Raw genomic sequence first — 19,685 nt, 5'->3', positions numbered from 1 at the left:
AAGGAAGCCTTGTCGGCCATCCGGGCCACGTGATGATCGGGGGGCCAGCCAGCGCAGCTCCGAGGCCAGCACGGCCGGCGGCGCGCTGCACCGGGGCCAAGGATTCGCGGCCCCGGCGCCGAATGGCGGATGGAGCACGGGCATGCACGACGGACGGATCATGGCTCTGGCGATGGGCATGGTGCTGTGCTGGGAATCGACCAGTCACGCTCGGGTGAGCGGCCTGTGCAGCAATTGCCACACCATGCACAACAGCCAGGCCGGCGCCGCGGTGGTGGCCAGTGGCACCGGGGCGGGCTGGAGCGGCGGCAGCCTGAGCGGTGGCACCGGTAGCGGCCCCCAGGGCGCCCTCCTGGTCACCGACTGCGTCGGCTGCCACACAAGCAGTGCCGGGGCAACCATCGTCAGTGTCGCCGATTCCCGCATTCCCATCGTCTACAATCTGGTTCCGCCCGCCGACCCGCTGGCTGGAGGCAACTTCTACTGGGTGGCCGCGCTGGGCGACGAGCACGGCCACAACGTCCGGGGCGTCTCGGCCAGAGACGCCGCCCTCGAGGTGGCGCCGGGCGCGGTCGGCTGCGCCAACAGCTGCCATGTCTCCCTGACCCTGACCGATGCCCAGACCACCGGCGGCCGCAAGAACGGCTGCCAGGGCTGCCACAACAGCGTCAGGCACCACGGCGGCGACCCGGCCGGCCAGCCGGTGGGCGCAGACGGCGGCTGGTACCGCTTCCTGGCCGCCCCCTCCGGTCACGATTTCCTGGGCGGTGCCGGTGTCACTGGCATCGAGGATCCTGACTGGGAGCAGAGCCCGACCGGTACCGCTCACAACACCTATTACGGCGGCGACGGCTCGGACAACCAGAGTCCGCAATCGATTGGCAAGTTTTGTGCCGGCTGCCACTACAACTTCCACTCTCCCGGCTTTGCCACCACCTTCATGGGCACCGACAACGGCGGCGGCGCCAGCCCCTGGCTGCGGCACCCCGCCGATGCGGTCATTCCCGGCGAGGCGGGGTCCGAGTACACCAGCTACACGGTCTATGACCCCCAGGTGCCGGTGGGCCGGCCGGAGCCGACCCTGACCGGTTTTGCGGCCAACGTCGTACGTCCAGGCACCGACAAGGTCATCTGCCTGTCCTGCCACCGCGCCCATGGCAGTCCTTTCCCGGACATGCTGCGCTGGGACCGGACAGCCATGGTGGTGGGCACCACCGGCGCCGCCGCCGGCACGGGCTGTTTCAAATGTCATTCCACCAAGGACGGGATCTGAGGCCCCCTGGGCTCCCCGACCTCCAGAGGCCGACCATTCCGAGGCGAGGTCTGCAATCATGAAGGGAACGTGGCGATGCGGGATCCTGTTGCTGCTGGCTGTTCTGGTCCTGGCACCCTTCCTGCCGGCGGCCGGGGCCGCCGGTCCGGCCGAAGGCTTCGGACGCCAGGCGCCCATCCTCACCGGCAAGGTCACCGCCATGGCGCTGGACCGGCAGGACCGAATCTACGGCATTCCGGCCGGTGAGAACCGGGTGGCGGCGTGGGATCGGGAGGGACGGTCTCTGCCGGGCCTCGACGGTCTGACCCAGCCGGTCAGTCTGGCGGTGGGCCCGGACGACCGGATCTTCGCCGGCAGCGTGACCAACGGCTCGGTGCAGGTGTTCGGCGCCGACCGCAAGAGACTCCATGCACTGGGCCAAGGGGATGGCGAGCTTGGCCGGCCGTTGGCCATTGCCGTTGCTGCCAATGGCACCGTCTATGTGGCCGACGACCGGGACGGCGTGATCAAGGTCTATGACGGGAACGGCCGGCGGCTCTTCTCCTTTGCCGGGGCCGGGAGTGGCGCCGGGCAGCTCAACCACCCCACGGCCCTGGCCGTGGATGACGTCCGGCACGAGCTTCTGGTGGCTGACCTGCCCCTGGTCACCTCGGCCATGGGACCCCATGAAGGGGCGCGGGTGCAGGTCTTCGATCTGGCGGGCCGCTACCGGCGCGCCTTCGGCACCTTTGGCATCGGCGACGGCCTGCTGATCAAGCCCCTGGGCCTGGCCGTGGACGACGCCGGCCGGGTGCTGGTCAGCGATGCGTACCAGAACGTGGTTCAGGTCTTCGCTGGCGACGGCGAGCATCTGAGCACCATCTTCGACTTGGAGAGCCCCTTGCGCACCCCCCTGTCCGTGGCGGTGGCCAGCACCGGCCAGGTGCTGGTCGCCTCCCTCAACGCCGGCACCGTGGAGGTCTTCGGCCCTGCCCCCACCCCGGTGGTGGAGGCCTGGGCCCGGGCCGGCGGCCGGATTGCACCGGCGGGCCGCATTCCGGTGCCCGCCGGCCAGGACCTGCGCCTGGCGGTCAGCGCCGAAGCCGGCTACCACGTGGCCGCGGTGCTGGTAGACGGCGACGACGCCGGCCCGCTGGCCGAGCTGACCATGCCCCGGGTGCTCATGAGCCACGCGGTGGAGGCCCGCTTTGCCCTCAACGAGTATACGATCGAGGCCACGAGCAGCCCGGGCGGCGCCATCTCGCCTCCCGGCCTCTCCCCGGTGCTGCACGGCCAGGATCAAGGCTACGAGATCACCCCGGATCCGGGGCTTGCCATCCTTGACGTGCTGGTGGACGGCGTTTCCCAGGGACCGGTGGCCAGCTACACCTTCCGGGCCGTGGACCGGAGCCACATCATCCATGCCCTGTTCGGGGCCGAGCCGGTCAACTGGCCGCTGACCGTTCAGGTGCAAGGCCTGGGCTCGGTGGCAGCGGCAGGCATTGCCTGCCCGGACGACTGCAGCGCCCAGTACCCGGAGGGCACCCCGGTGACTCTGGTGGCCACGGCCGGCGCCGAGCAGGTCTTTGCCGGCTGGAGCGGTGCCTGCACCGGTGCCCAGCCCAGCTGCCAGCTGACCATGGACGAGGCCAAGACGGCCGCCGCCCGCTTCCTGCCGGCGGCAAGCCTGGTGACCTTTGACGAGAGCGGGCTGGGGACCCTGCCCTGGATCTCCGGCGGCGTGGCGCCCTGGCAGCTGCAAAATGGGGTCAGCCGCTCCGGCAGCGGGGCCATGGCAGCGGGCGCGGTGGGCGATGCGGGACTCAGCTTCCTGGAGGTGGCGCTGGAGGCCACCGCCCCGGGTGAGGTAGGATTCTGGGCCCGGATCTCGACCCTGCCCGAAGGCCAGCTCCTGCGCTTCCTGGTGGACGGCGAGGAGAGGGGACGCTGGTCCGGCGAGCGGGACTGGGACGAAGAGCGCTTCGCCGTGGAGCCGGGCCGCCATGTCCTGCGCTGGGAATACTTGGCGCAAGGGGCGGAGCAGACAGCGGCCGGCATGGCCTGGCTGGATGACGTCTCGCTGCCGCCGATCGTGGCGCCTTCGCCCTATCCGGTGCCGGATCTCAAGGCCAACGATCTCGATACGGTCGATCTGGCGGCCGCCGGGCGGGGACGCCTGAGCGTAGCCGTGGCCCCGGGCGCTGCCCTGGGAGTGAACTGCGAATGGTATCTGCTCATCCGGGCCGGCCAGCAATGGCTGGCCTACGACAGCACGCGGCAGATCTGGCAGCGCCGGCTGGTGCCCTTCTGGCGGGGAGCCCTGGACGAAAGCTCCTACGCCCACCGGCCGGTGGTGGAGCTGCCACCCCTGCCGCCGGGCAGCTACACCTTCTACTACCTGGTGGACTTTGTGGCCAACGGCCGGCTGACACCGGCGGCGCTGCTGGCGGACGGGGCCGTGCTCCGGGTGACCCCTTAGGGCCGCAGGCACGTTGGCCGTGCGCGGGTTGACTGGCAACGCAGGATCGCAAAGAGAGGGCGGCATGAAGATCAGGATGATGACAGCGTTGGCCGTGACCACCGTGCTGGTGCTGGCCGGGGGCTGGGTTCGGACGGTGCGGGCGGACCAGTTGGGGGTCGACTATCCCCACTATGCGCAGGAGACCATCGGCTGCGACTCCTGCCACTACATCGTCGAGGATCAGCACCCTGCCTGGGTGGATCATGAGCCTCAGAACATCGACGACACGCCGTTCAACAACCTGTGCTGGAGCTGCCACAACGACGTGCGGGCCCCCTACGTGGTGCCCCACTCCAGCCGGACCACCAACAGCCAGCGTGGCACCTGGTCCATCGAATGCCGGACCTGCCACTGGCCCCACCACCAGATGCAGATGCGCACATACGGTGCCGCCAGCTACGTGGCCACCGGGACCTCCACCGGACTGACCGCCACCACCCTGACCATGGACGGCGCCGGCTGGGAGCCGGATGCGCTGGTGGGCTACATCCTCATGCCCAACACCAGCCAGATCTCGTACAACTACCGGATCACCGGCAACTCCGCCGAGACCCTGACCGTGGATCCGGCCATGGAGCTCGGCAAGGCCAGTGCCGGCAACACCTTTGCCATCTTCTACGGCAAGCTGGTGAAGTCCAGCCTGCCCACCCCCAACAGCGGCACGAAGACCGTGAAGTTCTTCCGCAAGGAGGGCGCCAACTCCTACGCCGATGGCAATGCCGTCTACGACGGGGTCTGCGAGGTCTGCCACACCCTGCCCCGGCATTTCCGCAACGACGGCTCGGCCCCGGACCAGTTGCACACCAACGTGCGCGGCGGCCAGGCCGGCGCGTACTGCATCCCCTGCCACAGCCACGACAACGGCTTTGCCCACGGCAGCGGCGTCGGGGGCGGCACCTGCCCGGACTGCCACGGCCACGACCTGGGCTACGGCGGCGCCACGGGTGGCGCCGGCACCTTTGCCAGCCACTCCACCCACACCGAGAACGACACCGACGACGCCAAAGGCCCGAACATCGGCTGCGACGGCTGCCACGACACCAACGCCTTCCCCAACTTCAAGGACAGCGCCACCACCCTGGCCGCCACCACGGTCTGCAACCCCTGCCACTCTCCGGGCGGCGATTACGACGGGGTCGACGATCCGATCCTCGGCGCCAAGGCCAACTGGGATGCCGGCGTCTATCTGGCCACCAACAACAGCACCTTGCGGTCGGGCAAGGAGAAGTGGTGCGCCACCTGCCATGACAAGGAGCCTTCCGAGATCTATGGCGTGAGCGCCCCCAACGTGGTGGGCGACGAGGACGGCAGCTACACCTACGGCACCGGCTGGGGCTACTACAAGACCGGCCACGGCCTGGTGGCCGGCGAAAACTACCCCTCGAAAGGGGGAATCCAGACCCTGGCCGGACGGCCGGTGCACTGCGACTCCTGCCACGATTACGCCAGCGACCACAACATCGACGCGGACCCCAGGACCTTTGACGACGGTGAATCGGCGACCACCGACCCCAGCGTCTACCGGGAGGGGTTCCGGCTGAAGCTGGTGGGCATGGGCCAGGGCACCGGCACCAGCACCCGGGAGCCCATGCTGGTCCCGCGGCCCCCCAACTCCGGCAACCTGATCAACCAGTCCCGACTGTGCTACAACTGCCACGACTCGGGCCCGTTCCTCAGCTCCAGCAACATGAGCACCAACCTAGTCACCGCTGGCGTCAACCGCCACGAGTACCACATGGTGATCAACAACTACCAGTATCCGGCGGACTGGAGCGGCGGCAACACCAGCCTGATGACCTGTCCCAACTGTCATAACGTCCATGGCTCCACGCGGTTGGCCATGGTCCGGGACGGCAAGCTCACCGGCCGCGAGCCGGGCCTGGAGATCTGGTACAAGAACGCCATCACCACCATCCTGGGCGCTCCCGTTCCGCCCGATCCCGCCGATGTGCCCCTGGCGGCCAGCGACGGCACCGCCTGGATCAACCACTCGGTGACCAATATCTGTGTCGGCTGCCATGGCAACAACAACCTGGAGGGCAAGGACCGGAATCCATACCAGAGCACGGATCAGGCCCCCTTCCTCTCCTGGACCGGCGAGACCGGCTACACCGCCGATGGCGCCAGCCCGGACAGCGGTCCTTCCTCCTCCACCTTCACCTTCCGGGTGGAATACACAGACTTCAACAATGAGCCGCCCAGCTTCGTCGAGGTCTGGGTGGATGCCAACGACAACGGCTCCTACGAGGCGGGCGAAAAGCACGCCATGACCGGGGTCGATGCCGGCGACGTCAATGTCATGAACGGCAAGATCTATACCAAGAGCCTCACCCTGACCAGTGCCGGCGACAACATCATCCGCTACCGCTTCACCGCCTCGGACGGCAGCAACAGCGCCACCGGTGCCCCCACTGGCGATGGCTCCGTGACCATCCTCAACAACGGCCCGACCCTGGCCTGGACCGGCGAGGCATCCTTCACCGACGACGGCGTCAGCCCCAATACCGGCGGTAACGGCGCCAGCTTCACCTTCCGGGTCAGCTACACCGATGCCGACAACCAGGCGCCGGCGAGCATCCAGGTCTGGATCGACGCCAACGACAACGGCTCGTACGAGGCTGGAGAGAAGCACGACCTGACCGCGATGGACGGCGGCGACACCAATTATGCCGACGGCAAGCTCTACGCCACCACCAGGGCGGTAGCCTTTGCCGGCGACGGCACTCTTGGCTACCGCTTCTATGCCAGCGACGGCAGCAGCGCCGCCACCGGGCTGCCGGCCGCGGACAGCACCTTCAGCGTGGTGGCCGGGGCCAACAGCCCACCGCTTCTGGAGTGGGTGGCGGCCACCTGCCGGGCCGAAGGGGTGAAGCCCGCGGCAGGCGCCACGGGCGCCGACTTCGAGTTTTTCGTCCGCTATACCGACCCCGAGAATCAGTGCCCGCCAGCGGCCAGCGACATCCAGGTCTGGGTGGATGTCAACGACAACAGCGCCTACGAGCCGGGCGAGAAGTACAATCTCAGTGCCGACGATCCCGGTGACGCCAATTGCGCCGATGGCAAGCTGTACAAGAAGACCATGTCCCTGGCCCTGGCCGGCGACAATGTCCTCGCGTACCGCTTCGCCGCCTCGGACGGCACAGACCCGGCCATCGGCACGCCGGTCACCGGCAGCACCCTGACCGTGGTCAATGCCCAAAAGGTGCGGCCGGGCGGCGGCGTAGGCTGGTATGCCACCATCCAGGGGGCGATCGATGCCGTCGACGGCGCCCACACGGTCCTGGTCTACGACGGGACCTACAACGAGAACCTGTCCTTCTCCGGAGTCAATGATGCCGACACCACGGTCCGCTCGGTCTGCGGCCCCGAGGTGACCACGATCAGCAACCCGGGCACCGTGGTGCTGTTCTTGAGCAACTCCGGCAACCTGCTGGACGGCTTCACCGTCACCGGCGGCACCATCGGTGTCTACTTCAACTCCGCCACCGCCACGGTGAACAACTGCAAGATCCACAGCAACAACAACCCGGGCGCCAACGGCGGCGGCATCTACACCGCCAACATCGCGGCAGTGGCCACCATCACCAATTCGGAGATCTACAACAACACCGCCGGCAACGGCGCCGGTGCCTTCTTCAATGCGGCCACTGGTCATTCCTTCACCAACTGCACCATCCGCAACAACACCGCCAGTGGCGGCGGTGGTGCGGTCTTCTCCCAGAACGGCTCTGCGGACTTCATCGATGTCGTCCTCAAGGACAACACCGCGACCGGTGCCGGTGGTGCGGTGTATGCCAACGGCTCCGGCGCCAGCTTCGTCCGTTGCACCATCACCGGCAATACGGCCAGCGGTACCAGTGGCGTGGTCTACCCGTCCAACGCCGGCACCAGCATCCTGTTCGAGAGCTGCCTGGTGGCCAACAACCGGGGCACCCAGGGCGGCGTTTCCTACGTCAACACCGGCAGCCTGACCGCAGTCAACTCCACCTTTGCCGGCAACCAGGCTACGGCCGGCAGCGGCGGCGTCATCTACAACCAGGGCGCCAGCAGCGTCTTCCGGAACTGCATCCTCTGGGACAACAGCGCCACCAGCGGCGGCCATGTCGTCCATTTCAACGCCGGCTCGGTCACCATCCAGGACGCCCTCCTGGCCAGCGGCCACGACGGCATCTTCACCAACCGCCCGTACCTGGACCACACCGGAGCCGCCTACACCCTCACCGTCGAGGGCTATCTGTCGGACAGCGACCCCCTGTTCGTGGATGCGGCGGCCGGCGACTTCCACCTCCAGAGCGTCTCGGCGGCCGTCGACCACGGCAACGCCGCCTACGCGCCGGCCACGGATCTCGACGGCGATGCCCGGCCCCAGGGGGCGGCGGATGACCTCGGCGCCGACGAGTACCGCTCGGCCGTGAGCGCGCCCAGCCTGGCCTGGACCGGCGAAGCCGGCTACACCGCCGACGGCGTCAGCCCGGACAGCGGCGGCAGCGGCACCGGCTTTGTCTTCCGGGTCGACTACACCGATGCCGACAACGACCCGCCGGTGGCGATGGAGGTCTGGGTGGATGCCGACGACAACGGGACATACGGCCCCAGCGAAAAGCACGCCATGACTGCCGCCGATGCCGGCGACACCACCTATTCCGACGGCAAGCGGTACACCTTGACCCTGGCGGTGAGCATGGCGGGCGATGGCAGCATCCCGTACCGCTTCTCCGCCCAGGACGGGACCTTCGAGGCCACCGGCGCGCCGGTGGCTGGCGGCAGCCTCACGGTCACCAACAACCCGCCCACCCTGGCCTGGACCGGCGAAGCCAATTACGTTGCCGACGGCGTCCATCCGGACAGCGCCATCGGCGGCACCAGCTTTGCCTTCCGGGTGGACTACACCGATGCTGACAACACGGCGCCGGCCTTCATCGAGGTCTGGGTGGACGCCGATGACAACAACACTTACGGGGCGGGCGAAAAGCACGCCCTGACCGCCACGGACGGCGGCGACGCCACGTACAGCGACGGCAAACGGTACGCCGCTGCGGTCCCGGTGCTCTTTGCCGGCGACGGCAGCCTCAAGTACCGGTTCTTCGCCTCCGACGGCAGCGACGACGCCACCGGGCTGCCCACCGCCGACCAGACCCTGACCGTGACCAACAATGCCCCCACCCTGGCCTGGACCGGCGAGGCCGGCTATGCCAGCGACGGCGTCAACCCGGACAGCGGTCCGGATGCCAGCAGCTTCCAGTTCCGGGTGGACTACACCGATACCGACAACACCCTGCCGGCCCTGATCCAGGTCTGGGTGGACGCCAACGACAACAGCACTTACGAGCCGGGCGAGAAGATGGCCCTGACCGCCACGGATGCTGGCGATACCACCGTGACCGACGGCAAGCGGTACGCCGCCACCCAGCCCCTGGCCTACACCGGTGACGGCGTCTACACCTACCGCTTCTTCGCCAACGACGGCACGGCCGATGCCACCGGCCCGCCCACGGCCAACAGCACGGTCACCGTGACCTTCACCCCCAACAACGCCCCCACCCTGGCCTGGACCGGCGAGGCCGGCTACACCGCCGACGGCGTCGCCCCGGATTCCGGTCCTGGCGGCAACACCTTCGTCTTCCGGGTGTCGTACAGCGACACAGACAACGACGCCCCCAGCGCTGTGCAGGTGTGGATCGATGCCAACGACAACCTGGCCTACGAGGCCGGCGAAAAGCACGACATGACCGCGGTGGACGCCGGCGACACCACCTACACCGACGGCAAGCTCTTCACCGCCAGCCGGGCCGTGGCCTACAACGGCGACGGCACCCTCAAGTACCGCTTCTACGCCCAGGATACGGAGGCGGCGGAGGCCACCGGGACGCCAGCCGACCCGGGCGGCACCTTGACGGTGGTCAACCCCATCACGGTCTGCGCCTCGGGCTGCGACTACACCTCCATCCAGGGGGCGATCAGCAGCGGCAGCACCCCGAGCGGCGCCTACATCCTGGTCAAGAACGGCACCTACTCGGAGAACGTCAACTTCGGCGGCAAGAACGTCTACGTCTATTCCGAGAACGGCGCCGCCAATACCACCATCCAGGGCGCTGCCGGCAACAACCCGGTGCTCACCTTCAGCAACGGCGAGACAGCCAGCGCCGTGGTGGACGGCTTCACCATCGACAACCAGTTCTCCGGCGCCGAGAAGGACCGGGGCATCTTCATCTCCAACAACGCGGCGCCGACGATCAAGAACTGCATCGTCAAGGGCCACACGCCGGCCAACAACTACAATGGGGGCGCCGGGATCCACATCGACGGCGGCGGAGCGACCATCGACAGCTGCACCATCGGTGACGCCGTGGCCCCCAACTCCTCCCGCTACGGCTCCGGGGTCTACGCGGCCAATGCCGGTGGCGCCCTGACCATCACCAACAGCAGCCTGGTCTCCAACCAGACCATCTTCATGGGCGGCGCAATCTATCTCAACAACCGCAGCTCCACCACCACGATCACCGGCACCACCGTGAGCAACAACACCGCGGGCCAGCATGCCGGCGGCATCTACTGCGCCAATTCGCCTCTGGTGATCAACAGCAGCACCATCGAGTACAATTCAACCCCCACCAACTATGAAGGCGGCGGCCTGTATCTGACCGGCGCTGCCACCACCCTCACCATCACCGGCCCCACCTCGATCAGCCACAACTCCTCCCGCCACGGTCCGGGCATCTATGCCAACGGCATCGGGACCGTCTCGGTCTCCGATACCACGCTGAACGCCAACACCAGTTCCACCGGCATGGGCGGGGGCATGCACCTGACCGCCATGACCAGCAGCATTACCGTGACCAACACGGCGATCACCAACAACTCCACCTCCGCCCAGGGCGCCGGCATCTACCTCTCGGCCGGCACCAGCCTGACCTTTTCGCTCACCAACTGCACCATCGACACCAACACCGTCACCAACACCGCCGGCTCCGACGGCGGCGGTCTGTACCTGGCCGCCAGCAACGTGGCCGGGCTGACCCTGACCGCCAACATCACCGGCGGCACCATCAGCAACAACTCGGCCCGCAACAGCGGCGGCATCCACACCGCGGTGAGCGGCACCAACAGTCCGGCCCTGGTCCTCAACATCACCGGCACCACCATCCAGGAGAACGAGGCGATCAACGGCTACGGCGGCGGCCTCACCGTCGCCGGCAACGCCACCGCCAGCGTGAGCAAGGCCTGGCTCAGGGCCAACAAGGCCAAGACCTACGGCGGCGGCATCTACAATACCGCCACCGCCACCGTCACCAACAGCATGATCACCGGCAACCTCATCGAGGGGGTCTCGTACAACGACGGTGGTGGCGTCTATACCAGCGGCACCATGAGCCTGTACAGCTCGACGGTGGCCGGCAACCGGGCTGCCAGGAACGGCGGCGGCTGGCAAGGCGGCGGCACCATCCGCAACTCCATCTTCTGGGGCAATACCGCCGGCGGCACCAACCACCAGATCAACGGCTCGCCCACCACCACCTACACCGATATCGCCGGCGGCTGCACGGCCTGTGTGGACAAGACCGGCAATATCGACCTCGATCCGGTCTTCGTGGACCTGCAGTTCGCCACGGCCGGCAATCCCAACGCCGGCGGGAACTTCCATATCTGCCGCGGCGTCGACGACCCGGTGGCCGGCTGCCTCGGCGCCTCCGGGGCCATCGACGTGGCGGGCACCGCCAACGCGCCGGCGGACGACTACGACGGCCAGGGCCGGCCGTACGACGTGGCCGGCCTGGGTGATGGCACCGATGACTACGACATGGGGGCGGACGAGTACCGGCCCTGAGCGCCGATCGCCTGCCGGAGCCGGTCAGCGGATGACATCCTGGGCCAGGATCAGGACTTCCGGGGGGATGGCCAGGCCGCTGGCAGCGGCAGTGGGCAGGTGGAGCTGCAGGAGCACATCAGGCTGCTCGATGGGGATGCGCCAGGCGGGGGTACCCTGGAGGACGGCATGGGCCTGACGACTCGCCTGGCGCCCCACCTGGAAGCGGTCCTGGCCGACCGTGACCGGCACCCCGTTCTCATGGCCGATGGCCGAGGCCAACGGCAGCTGGTGCCGGATGGCGGCGGCCACGAACCGGTCCATGTGCCGGGCGAGCAGCGCCGAGCTCAGCAGGAACAGCCCGTCCACCCCATTGGGCGGCGAGGCCAGAGCCTGCTCCAGCTCCGGCAACGAGGCGACGGTAGGCACGACCAGCTCCACCTGAAGCTTCTCCGCCGCCTCGCGGAGGGCGGCCAGGCTTTGGGCCGCCGGGGGACTGTCGTCAGCAAAGGGGACCAGGATCCTCTTCACCCCGGGCCGGATGCGGAGCAGCCACTCCAGGGCCTTGCCGGTGCCAGGGCTGGCCCGGACGCCGGTGGCGTTCCGATCCGGCGCCCGCATACTGGTGGCCAGACCGGACCCGAGCGGATCGACGACCCCGGCAAAGATCACCGGGACGGCCGTGCCGGCGGTCGCCGCCACCGCAGCCTGCGCCGCTTTGGTGGACAGGGCCAGCACCAGATCCACCCGCCGGCGGAGCAGATCCCCCATTGCCGCCCCCAGCTCCCCTTCCGAGCAGACCCGCCCGGCCTCCAGATAGACGATGCTCTCCCCTTCCTGGTAGCCCAGATCCGCCAGGCCGGCCTTGAAGCCGGCCACCATGGGCAGGTGCTTGTCGTTGGCGTTGAGCACGCCGATGATCTTCATCCGGGATTCGGGCTCTTCGGTCGAGCATCCGCCGAGCAAAGGCAGCCAGAAGAGGGCCAGGACAACCAGGGGACTGCCGAGCTGCACACGCATGACACCTCCCTCCTGGGGCTGGGGTTACGCCCGACTGTACGGTCACCTTCCCAAAAAGTGCCCTTCATGTCAAGCGCCTTCACGTTCCGCGACGAACAGGGGCACCCGCCCGGTGCAGCCGCGGGCGTACAGGAAGGTCGGAGCAGCGTCGGGCGCTACGGCCGCCGGGCCGCGGCCCGGTCCAGGGCCCGCCGGACCACGGTGGCGATGGTCCGGATCCCCATCGGCTTGGTCACGTATTCATCGATGCCGGCTGCCTTGGCGCTCTCCTCGTTGAGGATCTCGCTGAAGCCCGTGCACAGCACCACCGGGAGCCCAGGTCGCAAGGCCCTCGCCTCATGGGCCAACCGGTCGCCGGTGAGCTTGGGCATCGTCATGTCGGTCATCAGCAGATCGAAGCCATCCGGAGCCGCCTGGAAGCTGGCCAGAGCCTCCTGGGGATCGGTGAAGGCCGTCACCTGGTACCCCAGCTCGGCCAGGACCTGCCGGGCCATGTCCACAATGACGGCCTCGTCATCCACAAACAGCAGCCGCTCGCTGCCCTTCGGCAGGGGGGCCTCCGAGTCGATCGCCGCGGCCGCAGAGGTGGCTGGCCTCTCCGGGAAGTAGAGGTGAAAGGTGGTGCCCTGGCCGACCTCGCTGTACACGGTGACGTGTCCACCCAGGCTCTGCATGATCCCATGCACCACCGCCAGGCCCAGACCCGTACCCTCGCCCTTCTCCTTGGTGGTGAAATAGGGCTCGAAGATCCGCTCCAGAACCGCCCGCTCCATGCCCGAGCCGGTGTCGCTCACCTCCAGGCGCAGATAGGGTCCGGGGGCCAGGTGCAGGCCCTTGACCTTGTCGCCGGCGCTGATCCGGACCGGCAGCAGGGTGACGCCCAGCGTGCCGCCGCTGGTGCGCATGGCATGGTAGGCGTTGGTGCACAGATTCATGAGCACCTGGTGGATCTGCACCGGGTTGGCCAGCACCGGCCCGCACCGGGGATCGATGTTGGTCCGGATCTGGATGAAGGTGGGGATCGAGGCCCGCAGGAGCTTCAAGGCCTCCTTGATCACCACCTGCAGCTCCACCGGCGCCACCTCCTGGCTGTTCCGGCGGCTGAAGGACAGGATCTGCTGGACCAGCTGGCTGGCTCGCCGGGCTGCCTGGCCGATGCCGGCCAGGTAGCCGTGGACCTTGCTGTCCCTGGGCACCTCGGCCAGGCCCAGCTCGCTGTAGGCGACGATCGGGCAGAGGATGTTGTTGAAATCATGGGCGATGCCGCCGGCCAGGGTGCCGATCGCCTCCAGTTTCTGGGATTGCCGCAGCTGGGCCCGGAGCTTGTCCTGCTCCTCTTCGGCCAGCTTGGCGCGGATGATCCGGGCCGCCAGGCTGCCGGCTGCCTTGAGAGCGGCCTCCAGCTTGTCGGAGCGGCGGTAGCCGGCCTTGGTGTAGCAGGTGAAGACGCCGAGCACCTCGCTGCCCTCGGTGACGATCGGCACGCAGTAGTGGCCATGGGGCGGCATCCCGGGATAGGTGATGTCGTGACGCTCATCAACCCGGTCCGCGAACAGCACCTCCCGGCTCAAGGCCGTCTTGCCGCAACAGCACTGTCCCAGAGCCACCTCGGCGCAAAGCGCCCGCAACGGCTCTGCCAGGTTGCTGGCCGCCTTCATCTTGAGAACATCGCCCTCCCGCAGGAAAACCACACCGGTGTGCTCGAGACCGAAGACGTGGAACGAGGTCACGGTCTCGATGAACCGGCGCAGGATCTCGTCCAGGCCCTGACCGGTCAACGAGAGCTCCAGAAGGCGGTTGAGCAGGGCCTGCACCTGGTAGCTGTCCTGGATGGCCGCCTCCCGGGTGGCCAGGAGGTCAATCTTCGCCACCAGTTCGTCGGTCATGGCGTTGAAGCTGGCCGCCAGGTCGCCCAGCTCGTCGCTGCCGACCAGCGGCGCCCGGACGCCCAGATCGCCGGCCCCGATCTGCCGGGCCCGCTGGGCCAGGTTCTCGATGGGACCGACCAGCCGGCCGATCACCGCCAGGCCCAGAGCGGTGCCGGCGACCAGAAAGACCAGCACAAAGACGCCGGTGGTGCCCAGCGAGTGCCAGGCCGTGTGGAGCACCTCGCTGTGGGGGGTGGTGGCGACCAGGAAGAAGCGCTGCTGGTGCAGATCGAAGTGCTCCCGGACCAGGAGCAGATCCTCCCCCTCCAGTCCGTGACCGCGGCCCTCATCGATGCCCGGCAGGAAAAAGGTGCTGCTGAGCGTCGCGGAGATGTTGGGGTGGGCGACGACCCGGCCGGTGGCATCGGTGATGAAAAGGAGGCCCCGCTCGCCGAACGGCCGGTCCACCACCGGCCGCCAGATGGCGCTGATGCGAAGCTTGGCCAGGAGCACCCCTTGCACCGGGCCGCCCGGGTAGTTGGTGATGGGCATGGAGTGCAGGATCCAGGGCTCCAGGTTCTCCTCGTCCACGACCACCGGACCGTAGGCGTGCTTGCCGGTGGCCAGGGGCTCTTGGATCTCGGCCCTGCCGGCCCAGTCCCGGCGGTCGGCGCTGGTGAAGATATCGACCCGGGAGACATGGGCCCGCTCCTGGCCGCTCCGGTCGACCAGGAGCAGCTCCTCGATGATCTCCTGCCCGCCGGCGTTCTCGACAAAGATGAGCTGCTGCAGGAGGTTTTCGCGGTCGGCCGGGCCCAGGTCCAGGATCTCGCCCGTGAGCATGGCGACGTGGAGCATGCTCTCCAACTCGTGGGTGGCCAGGGCAATCTCGTTCCTCGCCCTCTTCACCACCTCCCGCTCCAGGTCCAGGATCTGCTCCCTCTGGGAGCTGTAGACCAGAACCGACAAGGTCAGCCCCAGGAGGATCAGAGGCACAATGACCACCAGACAGACGGCCACGGCGAACCGCTGGCGCAGGCCGCGACCTGGCCGTCCTGCCGGTGCCTGGGCACCGCCGCCGGGCGCCGCCGGCGGCATGGGAGGGAAGGGCTCGGGCATCAGTCCTCGATGAACGTTGCCTGCTGCAAGAGCCGCTCCGGCACCTCGATGCCCAGCTCCCGGGCCTTGCCGCGGTTGATCCGCAGATAGAACGAGGCGGTCTCCACCGGCATGGTCTGCGGGGAGGCGCCGTTCAGAAGCCGGTCTGCCATCCGGCCGGCCTGCTCCCCCATCCGGAAGTCGTTCTCGCCATAGGAGATCATGACGCCGCTGCCGGAGAAGAGATGGGCGCAGGAGGCCACCGGGATACCCCGGGCCGTGGCGGCCACCACATACTCCCGCACCTGGGAGGTCAGAAGGTGCGAGCAGGTCAGCCAGACCGCCTGCACGTCCGGGGGGATGGCGGCCAGGGCCGCCTGCAGGGCGGGCAGACCGTCCACCTCGGTCGAGACCAGCTCAACGCCCAGCTTCACGGCGCCGGCCTCAAGATCGTCCCGGGTCAGACACGAGGCCATGTCCCCGGCATGACAGGGGACGTACACCCGCCTGACCCCCGGCACCACGGCCAGGAGATACTCCAGGGCCTTGGCCGTGCTGCCCCGGATCCTGATCCCGGTTACAGGCCCGCCGGGCCGGGCCAGGCTTTCCACCAGCCCGGCCTCCGCTGGCGCGAAGACCGGGGCAAAGAGCCCGGGGATGGCCGTCCCGGTCAGAGCCTCCTTGAGCCTCCTGGCCACCGGCGTGGTGAGGCCGAGGATAAGGTCGACATCCTCGGCGATGAGGGCGGCGATCCTGCTGTCGACCTCGCCTGAGCCCTGGAGGGGACCGTCATAGCGGAAGACGATGGTCTCGCCCTCCTGGTGGCCCCGCTCGGCCAGGCCGGCCTTGAATCCTGCCACCACCTGCTCCAGGCCGGCGCTGGGGTTGACAATGCCCACCTTCTTCGGCTTGACCGCAGGCCGGTGCTCGCAGCCGGCCACGGCCAGGACGCCTGCCACCGCCGCCACCACAAGAGAAAACACCCCGTTGCCCATGGTCGCCATCCTCCCTGCCAAGAATGGTCAAATTCCTACAGGTTCGCATCATGCCCGGGCCAGAGGAGGAAGTCAAGGCCGAGCCAACCGGCCTTGCAGACCCGCCAGGAAGCGGCGCATCCCCTCCTGATGGGAGCCGGCCCAGTAGAGGCGGTCGCAGGCGGGGCAGCGACGAAAGCTGTGGTAATAGAGGCGGGTGAGGGGCAGGAGGCGGTGCTCGATCGCCTCCTTGGCCACCGGCTGCAGGAGGGCGTTGCAGCGCAGGCAGCGGCTGAGGGGCTGGAAGTGCTCCTCAAGGCCAAAGAGCCGCACCACCTCCAGGAGCTGCTCTTCCGGTGCGCCGGCCCGGATGAGGCGGCCGAAGACCACCCCCTTTCGCTTCAGGAGCCGCCGGTCCCGGGTCAAAAGCACCCGGCCGCTGGCCGCCGCCTGGGCCGCCAGCTCCTCGTCGCCGGCCCGGGGGTCATAGAGGGCGTCCAGGCCCAGAAGCCGCAGCTGGCGGGCCAGCTGGCCGACGTTGATATCCACCAGAAAACCGGGCTTGGCGGCCAGGGCCGGCCGCAGGCAGCCGGGCCGGAAGAAATCGTCCGGGCTTTGCACCGGCGCCACCATCACCGCATCGCCATCCCGGAGGAGGGCCGCAAACCCGCTTTCCTGGCCATTGATGGTCAGGGCCGCCACCTCGGTGTGCGGCACGCCGTAGGCCTCGATGAGGTCCTTGACCGAGGTCCGCCGGCCCAGCGGCCGGCTGACCAGGCCGCGGTCATGGGGCACGGTGAGGAGGGTGGGCAGGTCCCCCAGGAAACGGCAGGCAAGGGCAGCCATGGCAGCCGGGTCCGGTCAGTCGGGCCTGCCGGGGCGCGAGGTCCGGCCGGGGCGGAGCCGGGCGCCCGGCCGCGCCATCACGCCTTCCCGAACAGGATGACCACGGCGGTGATATTGTCCCGGCCGCCAGCCTCGTTGGCCGCATCCACCAGCTGGTTGCAGATCGCCTCTGCCGAGCTGCCCGCTGCCAGGATCTCGGCCAGCCTGGCATCGGGAACCATGGACCACAGGCCATCCGAGCACAGGAGCGCCCGGTCGCCCTCGGCCAGCTCCACCTGGTGGCACTCCGGATCCTCGGCCATGGGAAAGCCCACGGCCCGGGTGACGATGTTGCGGCCGAAGCCGACCCGCGCTTCCTCCGGGTCCAGAAGCCCGGCGGCCACCTGCTGGGCGACCTGGGAGTGGTCGGTGGTGATCTGGCGGAAGGAGCCGCGGCTGGCCAGATAGCACCGGACGTCGCCGAGGTGGCAGGTGTGGAGAGCGGCCCGGTCGCAGAACGCGGCGATCAGGGTGCAGCCCATGCCGGCCCGGGCATCGTCGGCCACGGCAGCGGCCATCACCGCCTCGTTGGCCTCCCGCACGCCCCGAATCAGGGCATGCCGGATGGCCTCCGGCTTGCCCAAGAGGCCCTTCACCGTCTCGCCGGGGAAGGCGACCACCAGGGTCTCCACCGCGATGCGGCTTGCCACTTCGCCGGCGTTGTGGCCGCCCATGCCGTCAGCGACCACAAAAAGACGCTGGCCGGGCAGGACGCAGAAGCTGTCCTCGTTATGGCCGCGGGCCAGGCCGGTGTCGGTGCGGCCAAAGGCCGCCAGCGTCAGGCAGCGGCGCAGAAGTCGATTGAGGAGCGTCATAGCCTTCTCCTTTGAGCACGTCGCCGGACCTTCTTCTCCTGCGCCCACCGTCCCGGGGGCTCAACGGAGCTCCAGCTCGTAGATGAGCATCCACAAGCCGATGGCGCCGTCCGCCCGGCCCACCGACAGCATGTGCGGCTTGGGACCAGTGGCCAGGGCAGCGATGCCATCGCCTCGACCATCCAGAACCAGGACGCAAGCCCCCCGGCTCAGGCTCCAGACGAACAGGGTATCATCCTCGCAGCCGGACGCCAGATGGTGGCCGTCGGCCAGCATCGCCAGGGCGGTCACCGCCTCCTGCTGCCCCTCCAGAACCTTCAAGCAGCGGCCGCTCATCGCCTCCCACAGGCAGATACGCCGGTCGGCGCTGGCGGTGGCGAACAAGCGGCCATCGGCAGCAGTTGCCAACGCTGTCACCGGCAGGGCGTGGGCCGGCAGAACCCGGGTGCATTCCTTGCCCCTCTGCGCCCAGACCCGGACGGTGCCGTCATCGCTGGTCGTGAGCAGCTCCTGGGAGCGGGGCAGGAAGGCTACCCCCCGCATGGCGCCGGCGGCGCTCACGTCCAGGGTCCGCTCCTTCTTGTCCACCAAGTCGACCACCCGGCAGCGGCCGTCCATGCCGGCGGAGGCCAGGAAGCGACCGTCCTCGCTCACCGCCACCGCGGACACCGCACCGCTGTGGGCGTGGACCGTGGACAGGGGCTCGGGCCGGTCGAAGCTCCAGAGGCTGACCGTGCCATCACGGCCGCCGGTGACCAGGCGTTGACCCTTGGGGCTCAAGGCCAGGCAGCCGCTGCCCAGATCGGGTCCCAGGACCTCACGGCTGCCCTTGGGCGGCACCAGCCGCCGGAGGATCACCCGGCCGTCCCGGCCGGCGCTGGCCAGGACCGATCCATCCTGGCTCAGGGCCAGGCCGGTCACCGCCCCCCGATGGACGCGGCCGGTGCTCAGCCGGATGGCGCCCTGCACCTCCTTCTTTTCACCGTGCTCCAGAAGCGCCTGGTAGACCCGCATGAACTCCTCGTCCCGGCGGAAGGCCAGGCCGCGCCAGGCGGTCAGCAGGGCCTCCTGGCTGGCCTGGTACCGGCGGCCGGCCAAGTGATCCGCCACCGAGCGGCGCACCGAATCCAGGACCTGCCCATCCCGATAGACATCCAGGCTGTTGCGCGGCAGGCACAGCTTGAGCTCCGGGCCGGTGCCGGGCGGCGGCACCGTTGCCGCCGGCTCCCCGAGGACCGCCGCCAGCTCGTCCAGGATGACCGCCCTGGGCAGCCGCCTCTTGAGAGCGGCCAGGTGCCGGCCGGCCCGGGCCGGCGACATGCGACCGGAGCGGACCTTGACCAGAATGAGATTGTGGATCGCTTCCGGCAGCACGTCGTTGACGTCCAGGGCCTGGTTGAAGGCCTGCTCGGCCTCCTCCTTGCGCCCCAACTCGTACAGGGAGACGC

General features: G+C 68.7%; 9 protein-coding genes. 3 read left to right on the top strand and 6 right to left on the bottom strand.

What is annotated here, in order from left to right:
* The first annotated feature begins 142 nt into the window (after positions 1-142).
* The 3 genes from AB1634_01875 to AB1634_01865 all read left to right on the top strand — a co-directional run bounded on the left by AB1634_01875 (position 143) and on the right by AB1634_01865 (position 11,598).
* Positions 143-1,273 carry a cytochrome c3 family protein gene (locus AB1634_01875; GenBank protein ID MEW6218266.1) on the top strand — a complete coding sequence of 377 codons (1,131 nt, stop codon included), beginning with the start codon at positions 143-145 and terminating at the stop codon, positions 1,271-1,273.
* Positions 1,274-1,331: 58 nt separating this feature from the next.
* The gene (locus AB1634_01870; GenBank protein MEW6218265.1) at positions 1,332-3,731 is read left to right on the top strand and encodes a hypothetical protein; all 2,400 of its coding nucleotides are present in this window, start codon (positions 1,332-1,334) and stop codon (positions 3,729-3,731) included.
* Between the two features lie 64 nt (positions 3,732-3,795).
* Positions 3,796-11,598, top strand: coding sequence for a choice-of-anchor Q domain-containing protein (locus AB1634_01865; protein MEW6218264.1), 7,803 nt, complete (start codon positions 3,796-3,798; stop codon positions 11,596-11,598).
* A gap of 24 nt (positions 11,599-11,622) precedes the next feature.
* On the opposite strand, the gene AB1634_01860 is transcribed toward AB1634_01865, so the two are convergent.
* The 6 genes from AB1634_01860 to AB1634_01835 form a co-directional block, all read right to left on the bottom strand.
* Entirely contained in the window at positions 11,623-12,597 is a 975-nt protein-coding gene (locus AB1634_01860) for an ABC transporter substrate-binding protein (GenBank protein MEW6218263.1), read from the bottom strand.
* Between the two features lie 155 nt (positions 12,598-12,752).
* Complete coding sequence (locus AB1634_01855) at positions 12,753-15,584, bottom strand: ATP-binding protein (protein MEW6218262.1); 2,832 nt, start codon at positions 15,582-15,584, stop codon at positions 12,753-12,755.
* Positions 15,584-16,558 (bottom strand): ABC transporter substrate-binding protein, encoded by a 975-nt coding sequence (locus tag AB1634_01850; protein MEW6218261.1) that lies wholly within the window; start codon positions 16,556-16,558, stop codon positions 15,584-15,586. Before AB1634_01850 ends, AB1634_01855 begins: the two co-directional genes overlap by 1 nt.
* A 72-nt stretch (positions 16,559-16,630) precedes the next feature.
* The gene (locus AB1634_01845; GenBank protein ID MEW6218260.1) at positions 16,631-17,383 is read right to left on the bottom strand and encodes a Mut7-C RNAse domain-containing protein; all 753 of its coding nucleotides are present in this window, start codon (positions 17,381-17,383) and stop codon (positions 16,631-16,633) included.
* A gap of 77 nt (positions 17,384-17,460) precedes the next feature.
* On the bottom strand, positions 17,461-18,237 hold the full coding sequence (locus AB1634_01840; GenBank protein MEW6218259.1) for a protein phosphatase 2C domain-containing protein: 777 nt from the start codon (positions 18,235-18,237) through the stop codon (positions 17,461-17,463).
* Positions 18,238-18,297: 60 nt separating this feature from the next.
* Positions 18,298-19,685, bottom strand: a 1,388-nt coding sequence (locus AB1634_01835; protein MEW6218258.1) for a WD40 repeat domain-containing protein, incomplete at its 5' end; no start/stop codon positions are given.

The sequence above is a fragment of the Thermodesulfobacteriota bacterium genome, assembly GCA_040755095.1.
Lineage (GTDB): Bacteria > Desulfobacterota > Desulfobulbia > Desulfobulbales > JBFMBH01 > JBFMBH01.
The sequence above is the reverse complement of the archived record's forward strand: the minus strand, read 5'-3'. Positions and strand labels throughout refer to the sequence as shown.